The organism is Ruegeria sp. AI2 (assembly GCF_056541275.1).
Genome location: NZ_JBQFYB010000021.1, coordinates 1 through 12,064, shown reverse-complemented (window position 1 = coordinate 12,064; position 12,064 = coordinate 1). Strand labels below are relative to the sequence as shown.

Here is a 12,064-nt window from a genome sequence, read left to right as displayed (position 1 = left end):
AAAAATATCTGATATTTTTTAAAATATCAACTTTAATACTTAACAGGAAATGAAAACGCCCGGGCAACGGCCCGGGCGTGTATTACATTCGTGTAGGCAGACCCTTAGAGAGTGACCCAATCCCCTCCGGACTGGTGAGAGCGCATAGAGGCGTCAATGAATCGAACACCGTCTGCGCCTTGTTCGACACTGGGATAAGCAAGCCAATCGGCCGAAACGGTTACGCCATCCCGACGCGCGGCTACGGCCATCGCAAGTTCCGTATAGAGGTTGGCCCAGGCTTCGATAATCCCTTCAGGGAAGCCGCGCGCGGTACGGATCAAACGTTCTGCGCCGGGTCCGATACCATGCCCGTGACCTCGGCTGATGATATGATCCGGTTCACCAAACCGATTGAATTTCAGCCGCTCCGAGTTCTCTAGGTCCCACTCGAGGCCTCCTTCGTTCCCGAATATGCGCAGGCGCAACCCACCCCGGTTTCCGGGGGCAAGGCGTGTTGCCATCAAGGTTCCGGGGACTTCATTTTGGTAACGGGTGAACATGAACACCGTGTCTTCCAAAGGCTTTGGCGCGCCGCAGACATGAAACTCGGCCCGCAGGTCGGTCAAGGGCAGGCCGGAAACAAAACTGGCGAGATGCGCGGCATGGGTGCCGATATCGCCGACACAGCTGGTTGGACCCGAAATATTGGGGTCCAGCCGCCACTTTACATGAGGCGCATCGGCCACATCTTCGGGCGTCATCCAGTCTTGCATGAACTCGACATGGATCTGGTTGATTTTGCCGATGCCCCCGTCGGCCACGATCTGCTTGGCCTGCCGTATCACCGGAAAACATGACATCGCATAACCGACAGCAAAGATGTGTCCCGTGCGCGCGGTAATCTCCTCAAGCCCCTCGGCCTCGGCCACTTCGTTGGTCAGGGGCTTGTCGCACAACACGTCAATGCCCGCTTCCAGAAACGCTTTGGCCGCTTCAAAATGAACGTGGTTCGGGGTCGTGATCATGACGGCATCTATGCCATCCGTGCGTGCCGCCTCGGCCTGTGCCATCTCTTCGAAAGACGCGTAGCACCGTTCGGCCGGCAGGAACCACTCGGCCCCACGCGCCTTACTGCGCGCTGTGTCAGAACTGAGTGCTCCTGCGACGACCTCCCACCGGTCGGTCATCCGCGCGGCCGATGCTTGCGTGACAGAGATACGCCCACCGCCAACAACGCCCAACCGCAAACGGCGAGACAAGCGGGGGAAAGGACCATCAAAGTTCAGGTTTTCTGGTAATAGTCTCTCAGCCATTCTGAACCTCCATTTCCGGGACCAGTACGCCCTCGGGTAGTATTTCCACCGCCATGAAAATGCTGGGGGTAATCGTCTCGTATTGATGCCAAGGATAGTTGCCTTCGGCATCATACATCGGTTTGTGTGTCGTGCCGGGGGCCATGAATTCTTCGAGATACAGGGTCTCGACATCCCGTTCGCGACATTGCTGCATTTTGCCGAAGCCAACGATCTGCGTATGCACTTCGCGAAACCCTGGTACCGGGCAGAACGGATGATCCCTATGCAATCCGACATTCAAAGGGACCGAGCCGGAATGGTACATGGTCAGTCCAACGTTACCCACGAAGACCTTCGGCGACATGTAGTGGCTGACGCCACGCAAGCGTTCCTCTTGCCGGACGTCGAATGCAGATGGCCATGTATCTTTCACCCATGCGAACAACTCGTTGTCATTGGAATGGGCGTCGAAACCGTGGACAATGACAGCACGTTCCACGCCGCTAAGCGTGCTGTCTTGCACGATCACAGAGGAAAGCGGTGCAATGGTCTGATCCTCGACAGAGAAATTTCGCCCCCCAAGGTTAAGGACGATGGCGCGACCCTCGATAGAAATTCTGCGCTCGTCAGTTATGTGCTGGACGCGAAAGAATGGCTGGGCAAAGTCGAGTGTCTCAATCGGCATGGACCAGCTACTTCCTCTCATCGTTAAGGAAATCGACCGGCAAAGGCTCCGGAGCCGCGCAACGGCTTTCTATCGTCTGATAGGCGCCGAATTTTGGCGCCCGTTCAATTGCGTCCATGACCTCAAAAATGTGGTAAGCAAGCGCTCCACTTGCACGGGGTTGGCGTCCTTCTTGTGCCGCCAGGGCGAGGTCCAAAAGGCCGAGCCCGCGGCTATCTTCGTTAAACCCATGTCTGTTTTCAACAACCTGCCAGTCTGCACGACCGGTTGGACGGGGCTGATGAGACCAGCGCGAGGTATCCCGCGTTTTCAGCCAGACATCCCCCTGAAACATGTTGGCGCCATGAACCGGGTCAGGGTCAGGGATACTGATGGTGCCGGTTTCACCATAGATCTCGAACCGCGGAGTTTCACTGTCCCAGACGTCGAAGCTCATGGTCATCGACCCTATTGCTCCGGAAGAGAACTGCAGCAGGCTTAGGGAGTGTGTGTCCACCTCGACATTCATCCATTCGCCGTTGCGAGGGCCGTTTTCGATCATCCTTTTGTCAAACGTGCGCCGAGCCATTCCGGCAACCCGGTCAACGGGTCCAAGGCAGTAGATCATGGCGGTCAGGTAGTACGGCCCAAGGTCCAGCAATGGCCCACCACCCGCCTTATAGTAGAAATCCGGGTTGGGATGGTGGCGCTCCGTCCCGTGGGTCCCGACATGGGCAAAAATCCCTGTTGGTTTCCCGATAGCGCCTTCATCGATCAAGCGCCGAACGGTTTGCCAACGACCGCCCAGAAACGTGTCGGGTGCGCAACCGACCAGTAGCCCCTTTTCAGTGGCTGTGTGCAGGATCGCCTTACCATCCGTTCGATTCATAACCAGCGGCTTCTCGGAATAGACGTGCTTGCCGGCCTCCAACGCGCGCAAACTGATTTCCGCATGCGCCGCCGGAATTGTCAGATTCAGAACGCAGTCAATCGTCGGATCGTCAAACACTTCATCTGGTGTGCAGGCCTGGGCGACACCGTATTGATCCGCTTTGGCGCGGCTTTCCGAAGGATCAAGGCTTGCACAAGCCACGACCTCGACGTTTGAGAATTTGGATAGCGTTTTTAAATAGATATCGCTGATACGACCACAACCGATAAGGCCGACCCGGAAGGATTTCGATGTCTCACGTGTCATCATTCCTGTCTTCGTAGAGAGGTAAGTAATTCGGGGGCATGGGCCCTTTGTTGCGGCCACCCTGGTTCATCTGCTCCCAAGCGTGGGCGAGTATTCCGACCGAGCGGGACAGGCAGAACAACCCCCGCGACAAGGGCGCGGGAAAGCCAAGCTCGCAGAAGATCACAGCTGTCGCGCCGTCAATATTCATGGCAATTGGCCGACCGCCGCGTTGACGGCCGAGTTCAGCCTGAACCTCTTCTCCGATATCAGCAAAGCGACCCGAAACAGTGCCTTCATCTGCCGCATCACGAACAAGTTGCATCAGCCGGGGCGCGCGCGGGTCGACGGGCTTGTGAAAACGGTGGCCAAAGCCCGAGACGATCTTGCCGTACGTCTCGTGCCAGCTGTCCAGACCGTCCTGAACAGCATTAATCAGCGATGCCCCAGCATTCATGCGTTCCGAGATATCATAGTACAGCTCGGCGCATTGTTCGCCTGCTCCGCCATGCACATCGCCCAGCATGTTCACCGCAGTCGCCATCGCATTATTGAGACCTACCCCGCAGGTGGCAGCCATGCGCGCCGCCGCGATTGAGGGGGCCTGTGGGCCGTGATCCACGCCTGCGACCAAAGCGGCTTCGAACAGACGCGCTTGTGCGTCGCTGGGCAGATCGCCCCGCACCATCAGCCAGATCATCTGCGGAAAAGATACGTTCCCGATCAGGTCCTCTATGGCGTTGCCGCGAAACGCGATCTTGCCAGGTTTCATGTCAATGATGGATGTGCGCCACCATTGGCGAATTGCTTGCTCGTCGTTTGTCATACCGTTGCACCATTAAACTCGCGCATGCGCTGCTGACGAAGTGAATCGAAAACGTTTTGAAGGCGACTGATTGAGGCGGTACAGCCGGTGAAGATTTCAAAAGACGCTGCAGCCTGATGAACCGCCATTCCAGCGCCATTCATCACTTTCAACCCAGTTGCGCGGGCCCTGCTCAGTAGGTGTGTCTCAAGCGGGAAATATACGATGTCTGCCACCCATGCATCGGGCCGCAACAGGGATGGTTCAATGACTGTTCCGGGGTACTTGTCCATTCCAAGTGGTGTTGCGTTGACCACTCCGTCCACAAGTTCGATCCGATCCAACGAAATCGAAGGGGAACCCTGAATCTTTGCATAAGGGCGCAAGACCTCTAGTCGACTGACCAGCGCCTGCGCTCGGTGGAAGTCAGGATCAATGATCTCCAGGTCTCGAACACCTGAATCAAGCAAAGCCAAAGAGACTGCACTGCCCGCGCCACCAGCACCAAACATGAGAACCGTTTCAGTCTTCGATGATCCCAAGAAATCTCCGAAGGCACTGTGGAAACCTATGTAGTCGGTGTTGTGGCCAACCATTCGGTCGTCACAAAAAACCACCGCGTTGACAGCTTGAAGCTCCTCAGCAGTCTTGGAAAGCTCATCAAGATAATCAATGACTGATGCTTTGTAGGGATGCGTCACGTTGACCGCCGCGCAGCCTAATTCAACGGAATAATGCAGTAAATCAGCGACCGACATTCCACGAAATGGCTCTTTTGCAGTGTCGATCCTACCGTAGCTCAGATCGATACCCTGCGCCCGACCTTCTGCCTCGTGCATCTCAGGCGTCATGGAGCCAGCAATACCTTGGCCGATTAGTGCCGCCTTCATTTCAGGTTGTTCCTTCCGCCATGTGGTGTCGCGCTTGGGCCGCCAATCGGAACGCAGCATTGCGCGCGCCATAGCCGGAGTAGCCAGATCGGCGCTCAACAATTTCAAAGAAGAAGCCGTTAAAGATAGGTCGGCTGTAGATCTGAAAATACTCGGAACCCGCTGCGCGGTCGTAGAGAATGTTATCCCTGCGCATTTGGGCGATCAGGTCTTCACTTAACCCGAATGTCGCTTGCAGATCAGCGTAGTAGTTTTCTGAGATGGACAGGCTGGGAAAGCCGGACTTCCGCAATTGGGCTGAGGTTTCAAATATGTCGTCCGACTGGAAGGCTATGTGCTGAACACCGGCGCCAAAACCGTCTTCAAGGAATGAAGCCGCCAGTGTTCGACGCCCAACTGCACCATTCAGGTTTAAACGCACTTCGCCCTCGGGGCTTTCGATGGCTTGGCTTTGCACAACACCTGAAGGGTCGGCAACGTTCACGATAGGAGATTTTGCCATCTCAAAAGTCGAAATGTAATAGAGCAGCCAGCTTTGCATCTCATCGTTACGCATCGTCTGCGCCAGATGGTCGATGCGGCGCAGACCGGCAGGCTGGATCGCTTTGGTCTTGGCGACTGGCTCGAACTCGATGTCCCAAACCCGATGCAGATCGGATTTCTCATCTATGAAATGGACAACATTGCCACCAACACCTCGGATGGCCGGGATGTCCAGTTCCCCGGTCCCTACCGGCTGTGAGAAATTCGGCGCGCCCAACGCGGTCGCTCGCTGAACCGTCTGATCCGCATCTTTGACACGCAACCCCATGTCACACACGGAGGGGCCGTGACCCAGGAACGCCGAATGGGCGAAACCTTCCTTTTCGGTATTCACAACGATGTTTATCGCGCCCTGCCGCCACAGCTCGACGGACTTGGTTACGTGTTTTCGCTCCATTCGAAAACACATTGCTGACAGCATATCTGCCAGCTGCGCGCCGCTTGTTTCGTCGGCTGTAAATTCGACGAATTCGAAGCCTGACGCATAGACGCGTTCCGGCAGGTCCGGGATGCCGAAATCTGTTCCCGGTTCGGTCCGGGAAACCTCATCTAACAGGTTCACCAGCGACCTGTAGCTGTCTCGGGCCAGTGTCAGGCCACCGGGTTGAGGAGCTGCTTCATTGACACGCGCAATAGACCAAGGCCCCTTGTACCCAGCGCGGGACAACACCCGCACAAAGCCCGCAAGGTTCAGCGACCCAAGCCCCGGCAGAAGCCCAAAGTGCCGTTTGAGCCTGCGAATATCCATCTCAAGTCGGGGTGCATCGGATAGCTGCACATGGAACAGCCGATCTCCGGGAATGTCCCGAAGGCGGGCTGGTTTGGACCCGTCGGCAAGCGAGAAGAAGGAATTCAAGGCCAACCCCAAATAAGGGCTGTCGATAGCTTCAACGACGCCTAACGCCTGTTCATCCGAGTGAATAAGATCCGACCATGGCAAGCCCATATAGGCCAGACGCAACCCCATTGCCTTTGCTATTTCGGCCGCCTCGCCAAGATCTGCGATTACCTGTTCTTCGGTCGCAGCGGCATCGACCTCGAATGCGGACCCAATTAGCAGCAGATCCGTACCCAACTCGCTCATCAGGTCGAGTTTGCGCTTCAGTCGATCAAAGGCGCGCTCCCGTCCGCCGCCAGACTGACCTTCAAGGTTATGGAAAGGTTGCAGCAGGCAAATCTTCAGGCCGAGATCTGATGCAATGTTCCGAATTTGCGATGGCGGCCCGTCAAAAGCGGTCAAGTCCGGTTCGTGTAATTCGACACCCCCGAATCCCGCGTCAGCGATAGTGCTTAGTTTTTCGGCCAGATCACCGGGGATCGAAGTTGTCGAAACCGAGAGGCACATTATCCCTGATATCCAAACATACGCGGCAACCACAGGACCAGATCCGGCATCAGTATCATGATCACCAGGGCGAAGATGAGAACCGCGAGGAAGGCCCAGATTTCCGAGATGATTTCGCGTAGCGGAATGTCCGTCACGGCGTTGATCACAAAGAGCAGAATGCCATAGGGCGGCGTGATCAGACCGATCATCGAGTTCACGACGACAAGCACCCCGAAATGCACCAGATCAATCCCAAGCGCCTCGCAGGTTGGAATGAACAGGGGCACAATCACCAGGATGATCGTTGTTGCGTCTAACACGCATCCCAGCGCGAGGATCAGCAGGTTTACGAGGATCAGGAACACAATCGGGCTAACATCGGAACCCTCCAGCAGCGCCGAGATAGACTGCGGTATTTGTTCCTGGATGACGATGAAGTTCAGAATGAACGCGCCACCAATGACAACCCCGACGGCTGCGGAAGAGCGCGCACTGTCGACGAACACCTGATAAAGGCCGCGGAAGGTCAGCGCTCGGTAGAACAACGCTGCCAGTAGCAGGGCGTAGAATGCAGCTACGGCGGCAGCTTCGGTCGGAGTGGTGACGCCCCCATATATGCCGTAGAGCAGGATTGCGGGCATCAGCAGTGCCGGAAATGCGTTGGCGGTTTTAGCCGGCAACTCGCGCAGTGGAACAGGTTCTTCCAATGCAAAGTTCCGCTTTCCGGCCAGATAATAGTTCATCGCCATGAGGACGACGCCCATGATCAGGCCCGGCAGAATACCGGCTAGGAACAGCGACCCGATGGAGGCCTTGGAAACGAGCGCGTACAAAACCATTGGGATAGAGGGCGGAATAATAGGACCGATCGTTGCCGACGCCGCCGTGATTGCAGCTGCGTAGCCTCGGCTGTAGCGGCCATCCTTGGTCATCATTTCAATGATGATCTTCCCGATCCCCGCAGCATCCGCGACGGCCGAGCCGGACATACCCGAAAAGATCAGTGACGCCACCACGTTTACGTGCCCGAGGCCGCCCTTGAAACGACCGACAGCAGCGACGCAGAAGTTCAAAAGACGGTCCGTGATCGATCCAGCGTTCATGATATTCGCGGCGACGATGAACAAAGGCACGGCAAGCAGGATCGTGCTTTTGTAAAAACCTTGCAGGATCTTCTCGCCCGCGAGGGCGACGTCCAGTCCGGCCGTGCCCAGGTACACTAATGAGGCCAGGAGGATGGAATAGCCGATAGGTGTCCCGATGCCTGCCAGAAGAAAGAGAGCGAGCAGGCAGGAAAGAAGTTCAAAACTCATTTCTTAACTTCCTCATCCTTTTCGACGTCGACACGGGGATGATCGTCAACCACGTTGTACCCAACGACCAGTTCCAACTCTGTCTTTGGTGGGCCATTGCGCATGACGTCGAAGAATAGCCACGCGTAGCGCGCTGCGACGACCAGCATGAATACCGCGTAAATCGAGAATACTGTGCGCAGCGGAATCTTCTCACCGGAGAACGGATTGCGGACAGTCGATGTCTTGCGGATTTTCATCCAGTCGATGTAGTCCCACGTCGGAAGGAAGCTGTAGAGCATACCGACTACGATCGCTGCGGCCGCCAGCATCGCAAAGACCTGCCGTACGCGCATCGGCACCGAAAGATAGATGATGTCGAACTTCACGTGATCCCGTTCGCGCACGATGAAAGCGCAGCTAAAGAAAATCACCCAGACCCAAAGAATGCCGATCAATTCCAGCGTCCAGCCTGCTGGGGTGAAGAAGTACCGTAGTAGAATTTGGAGAAGGAAGATAAGGAAGATTGCCGCCAGCATCCCGCCGGCAATCGCTTCGGTCAGTCGGGAGAACCCCTTCATAAAGGCCTTCATTATGGTTCTCCCTCCCCTGTCTTACTGGGTTCAGTTGCCCAGAGCGTTGATCTGATCCAGAACGCCTTCGGGCCAAGAGCCAGCGAATTCGCTGTCCAGATACATAGACTGTACCTGATCGCGGAACGCAGCGAGATCGGGTTCGTAAATCTCCATGCCCTGCTCTTTCAGGAAGCTGACAAGATCCTCTTCTTTCTGAAGCTGCTTCTGGCGGCCTGATTCAGCTGCTGCGTCCGCAGCTTCCTGAACCTTGGCTTGCTGTTCCGGTGTCAGCCCGTCCCAAACTTCCTTGCCGATAGCGATATAGTTCAGGTCGACCAGATGCGATGTCAGGACGATCTGATTGGTCACTTCATAGAACTTGGCGTCGACGACGGTCGGCAACGGGTTATCCTGCCCGTCAACGGCACCGGTCGACAGCGCAGTATAGACTTCGGAGAAGGCCATCGGTGTCGGCGCGGCACCCAGCGCCTTGCCAAGGAACTGCCATGCGTCGGTGCCCGGCATCCGCAGATTCACGCCTTCCAAGTCTGCGGGCGTCGTGACTGTCAGCTCATCCTTGGGCTGGCGCAGGTTCACCTGACGACGGCCCAGATACATGACCGACAGCAGTTTGACGCCTAGTTCTTCTTCGGCCTTCTGCTTAAAGGCATCCATCAAGGGATCGTTGAAGACAGCTACCTGATGCGCGGCGTCCTGGTGGACATAACCTGCGGTAAAGATCGAAAACTCGGGGAAGAACTGTGCCAGTTCCTGCGCCGAGGTGATCGACATTTCCAGGTTACCCCGGCTGATGGCGTCCAACTCGGTGCCTTGGGCAAAGATGGTTCCATTATAGCTGGGCTCGTAGCTTGCGAAATCAGCGACCATGGGCGCGAAAACCTCGGCCATAGCGACCGAGCGCTGGTCGGTCTCCGATCCTGATGTTGCGAGGCGAAGTTGCACTTTGTCTTCCGCCAGCGCACCGCTTGTCGCGCCAAACAGAACACCGGTTGCAACAAGGGCTGATACAGCAGCCCGGCGGGTAAGTTTGGTAATCACTTTGCTCCTCCCTGAGACATCATGATGCTTCTTTTTTGCGATTCAGAGTTTTGACCTATTTTGGAAATTTTGCAAGATTTTTTGCAAAATATCAGATATTTTATACTGCCGTCATATCTACCATTGGTGTTTTTTGTAAGTTTTTGATTCTGACCGTTTCACCTGTTCTGCAAGAATTCTGAATAGCTTCAATAACTTGAAGCGTTCTGAAACCTTCCCATCCAGACACAATCGGCACTGCTTCGTGCCGAGCTACTTCAATAAAGTGCCTGAGCTGATTGACCAAAGGGTCAGACGCACCCTTCTTCAGCGCGGTCGATGAGATAGGCGTCCACCAGTCCCGTTGCTCACTCTGGTAACTCCACAGGCGAAGATCGGGAACGGACAACGAACCATGAGAGCCACCGATCATATAGCTACTCTCTGTGGTCGAAGGATAGATTGGATATTCCTGAGACGTCATCTCCCAGCTCCATGGAGCAACGATGCTGTCGGAAACACTTATGGTCCCTATCGCCCCGCTTTCAAACGTCAACAGCGCACCAGCAACATCTTCGTTGTCGTAGCCCCGCTGCGATGCAGCCGACTGAGCCTGTACGGTCACAACTTCTCCGGCCAGGTACCTCAGCAGATCCACATCGTGGACAAGATTGACCGAGATGGGCCCTGCACCGGTTTTTTTTCTCCAGGGCGCAGCATCAAAATACTCGTCTGGCTTATAGAACCAGCAATTCGCATGGACAGCGCGCACATCTCCAATTTTTCCATCGACAATGGCTTCCTTAGCCGACCTGATCAGAGGATTGTGTCTGCGATGATGGCCGACCATCAGTGGCACATTGGCCTTCTCCGCAGCTTGAACAAGCTCAAGTGCAGCGGTGGCTTCTACGGCGATCGGTTTTTCGACAAGAACAGGACAACCGTGTCGAACACACGTGAGGCCTTGTTCAACATGAAGCGTGGTCGGAGTCGCAAGAACAGCTCCGTCTGGCGTCTGATTTGCAAACATTTTCTCGAGGGTCTCGTAACATGCGACCCCGTGCTCAACGGCGTAAGCACGACCTTCATCACTGGGGTCGACTACCGCAACGAGATCAACATGGCGCAACGCTCGGATAGCGTCTGCGTGGCGGCGTCCAACAAGACCAATGCCGACAATGGCAATGCGAAAGTTCTTAGACACTTTGCTTCCTTCCGGAGGGTCCGGAAAATCCCGAAACCGTTGATTGCGATCAGGCTGCCTTGCCCAATTTGGCCACGACCGTATTGGGGTTTTCGCGATTCCGCAATAATGTATGATATTATTATTTATACCATACATCAGTTTGGATTGCTGATGTCTCTAAAAAATGCTAATTAAACGAGGAAACTAAAAATATCGGGTGAAACGCATGGCGAAACAGCCGTCTACGATAGGTGCAAGCACCTATCAGCGCATCAAGCGGGACATCATCTTCGGGGAGCTGCAGCCCGGCTCCAAACTGAAGCTGGACGCCTTGAAGGAACGCTATTCGGCAAGCCTTTCGACACTTCGTGAAACGCTGAACAGGCTCGCCAGCGACGGATTTGTCGAAGCTCCTGAGCAACGGGGTTTCCTAGTCACGCCAGTTTCACGAGAAGACCTGACCGAGATTTCAGAGCTGCGCGTTCTGCTGGAATGCCACGCGTTGGAGTTGTCCATTGCGAATGGCGACACGGACTGGGAAGGCAACCTGGTCGCTGCGCATCACAAGCTGCATTTGATGGAGCAACGGCTTCTCAAGGGAGATGACTCTGAAAAGGAAACCTGGAAGAGGTACGATTCAGAGTTTCATCAAGCGATGATTGCAGCCTGTAATTCCAAGAACCTCTTATCCCTTCACTCAATCATTTATGACAAGTACCTTCGTTATCAGATGCTCGTACTGACCTACCGAGGTGAGGTTGCAGCCCAAGAACACAAACGCATGTTCGATGCCGCGTTGGCCAAAGACGCTGATACAGCCAAGAAACTGTTGGAAGATCACATCAGAAATGGCCTCGCCCATACGTTGGAGGCTATGTAAGGCGGCATGCGGATTGTGTGCCTCGACGTCTTCAGGTCGATTTGGCATGGAATATCTCAAAATTCCACATCTAAATCGAGAAGTTTGTGAGCGGCCCAAACCGGACCTTCGCCGAACACTCAAGATGCCGCAGCCGTGCCCGGATTCCGGCCATTCGCTGCAAGCGCAAAATCTAAAAGGCCCGCCGTCGGGGATCGCTTGAGAAAGGCGACAATTGGCTCCTAATCGTGAATGTCGATTTTAATTCCACATTCTGAGTTGGTTGTCGAATTTAACCATTCCGCGAAATATTGAAGCGCTCACAAAAGAGCTATTGTGATTAGGTGTTCAGTCCCGGCATTTGGTGGATCGGATTTAGGATGAATCGATCTGGCTCTAAAGTCCAGATCTTGCAGACGTATTCATAGGGC

The 12,064-nt window shown here is 55.0% G+C and carries 11 protein-coding genes; 1 reads left to right on the top strand and 10 read right to left on the bottom strand.

Features of this window, described 5'->3' with window-relative positions:
- Nucleotides 1-104: 104 nt before the first annotated feature.
- The 10 genes from ACR0LL_RS19885 to ACR0LL_RS19840 all read right to left on the bottom strand — a co-directional run bounded on the left by ACR0LL_RS19885 (nt 105) and on the right by ACR0LL_RS19840 (nt 10,792).
- A complete protein-coding gene (locus ACR0LL_RS19885) occupies nt 105-1,295 on the bottom strand; it encodes a Gfo/Idh/MocA family protein (protein WP_480588940.1) in 1,191 nt (396 codons plus the stop codon).
- Nucleotides 1,288-1,962 carry a hypothetical protein gene (locus tag ACR0LL_RS19880; RefSeq protein ID WP_480588938.1) on the bottom strand — a complete coding sequence of 225 codons (675 nt, stop codon included), beginning with the start codon at nt 1,960-1,962 and terminating at the stop codon, nt 1,288-1,290. Before ACR0LL_RS19880 ends, ACR0LL_RS19885 begins: the two co-directional genes overlap by 8 nt.
- A 7-nt stretch (nt 1,963-1,969) precedes the next feature.
- Nucleotides 1,970-3,139 (bottom strand): Gfo/Idh/MocA family protein, encoded by a 1,170-nt coding sequence (locus ACR0LL_RS19875; protein ID WP_480588936.1) that lies wholly within the window; start codon nt 3,137-3,139, stop codon nt 1,970-1,972.
- A complete protein-coding gene (locus ACR0LL_RS19870) occupies nt 3,129-3,944 on the bottom strand; it encodes a citryl-CoA lyase (RefSeq protein WP_480588934.1) in 816 nt (271 codons plus the stop codon). The genes ACR0LL_RS19875 and ACR0LL_RS19870 overlap by 11 nt, the downstream gene beginning before the upstream one ends.
- Complete coding sequence (locus ACR0LL_RS19865) at nt 3,941-4,885, bottom strand: shikimate dehydrogenase (protein WP_480588932.1); 945 nt, start codon at nt 4,883-4,885, stop codon at nt 3,941-3,943. Before ACR0LL_RS19865 ends, ACR0LL_RS19870 begins: the two co-directional genes overlap by 4 nt.
- Nucleotides 4,815-6,701 (bottom strand): bifunctional sugar phosphate isomerase/epimerase/4-hydroxyphenylpyruvate dioxygenase family protein, encoded by a 1,887-nt coding sequence (locus tag ACR0LL_RS19860; RefSeq protein ID WP_480588930.1) that lies wholly within the window; start codon nt 6,699-6,701, stop codon nt 4,815-4,817. Before ACR0LL_RS19860 ends, ACR0LL_RS19865 begins: the two co-directional genes overlap by 71 nt.
- On the bottom strand, nt 6,701-7,996 hold the full coding sequence (locus tag ACR0LL_RS19855) for a TRAP transporter large permease (protein ID WP_170753386.1): 1,296 nt from the start codon (nt 7,994-7,996) through the stop codon (nt 6,701-6,703). The genes ACR0LL_RS19860 and ACR0LL_RS19855 overlap by 1 nt, the downstream gene beginning before the upstream one ends.
- Nucleotides 7,993-8,568 (bottom strand): TRAP transporter small permease, encoded by a 576-nt coding sequence (locus tag ACR0LL_RS19850; protein ID WP_480483576.1) that lies wholly within the window; start codon nt 8,566-8,568, stop codon nt 7,993-7,995. Before ACR0LL_RS19850 ends, ACR0LL_RS19855 begins: the two co-directional genes overlap by 4 nt.
- A gap of 30 nt (nt 8,569-8,598) precedes the next feature.
- Nucleotides 8,599-9,609, bottom strand: coding sequence for a sialic acid TRAP transporter substrate-binding protein SiaP (locus ACR0LL_RS19845; RefSeq protein WP_480483577.1), 1,011 nt, complete (start codon nt 9,607-9,609; stop codon nt 8,599-8,601).
- A 100-nt stretch (nt 9,610-9,709) separates the two neighbouring features.
- The gene (locus ACR0LL_RS19840) at nt 9,710-10,792 is read right to left on the bottom strand and encodes a Gfo/Idh/MocA family protein (RefSeq protein WP_480588928.1); all 1,083 of its coding nucleotides are present in this window, start codon (nt 10,790-10,792) and stop codon (nt 9,710-9,712) included.
- A 208-nt stretch (nt 10,793-11,000) separates the two neighbouring features.
- Here ACR0LL_RS19840 and ACR0LL_RS19835 point away from each other — a divergent pair, with 208 nt between their 5' ends.
- Entirely contained in the window at nt 11,001-11,654 is a 654-nt protein-coding gene (locus ACR0LL_RS19835; protein WP_209506749.1) for a GntR family transcriptional regulator, read from the top strand.
- The last annotated feature ends 410 nt before the right edge of the window (nt 11,655-12,064 follow it).

Coding starts and splice junctions, on each gene's coding strand:
- ACR0LL_RS19885 (WP_480588940.1), bottom strand. CDS start 1,295: ATGGCTGAGAGACTATTACCAGAAAACCTGAACTTTGATGGTCCTTTC.
- ACR0LL_RS19880 (WP_480588938.1), bottom strand. CDS start 1,962: ATGCCGATTGAGACACTCGACTTTGCCCAGCCATTCTTTCGCGTCCAG.
- ACR0LL_RS19875 (WP_480588936.1), bottom strand. CDS start 3,139: ATGACACGTGAGACATCGAAATCCTTCCGGGTCGGCCTTATCGGTTGT.
- ACR0LL_RS19870 (WP_480588934.1), bottom strand. CDS start 3,944: ATGACAAACGACGAGCAAGCAATTCGCCAATGGTGGCGCACATCCATC.
- ACR0LL_RS19865 (WP_480588932.1), bottom strand. CDS start 4,885: ATGGCGCGCGCAATGCTGCGTTCCGATTGGCGGCCCAAGCGCGACACC.
- ACR0LL_RS19860 (WP_480588930.1), bottom strand. CDS start 6,701: ATGTGCCTCTCGGTTTCGACAACTTCGATCCCCGGTGATCTGGCCGAA.
- ACR0LL_RS19855 (WP_170753386.1), bottom strand. CDS start 7,996: ATGAGTTTTGAACTTCTTTCCTGCCTGCTCGCTCTCTTTCTTCTGGCA.
- ACR0LL_RS19850 (WP_480483576.1), bottom strand. CDS start 8,568: ATGAAGGCCTTTATGAAGGGGTTCTCCCGACTGACCGAAGCGATTGCC.
- ACR0LL_RS19835 (WP_209506749.1), top strand. CDS start 11,001: ATGGCGAAACAGCCGTCTACGATAGGTGCAAGCACCTATCAGCGCATC.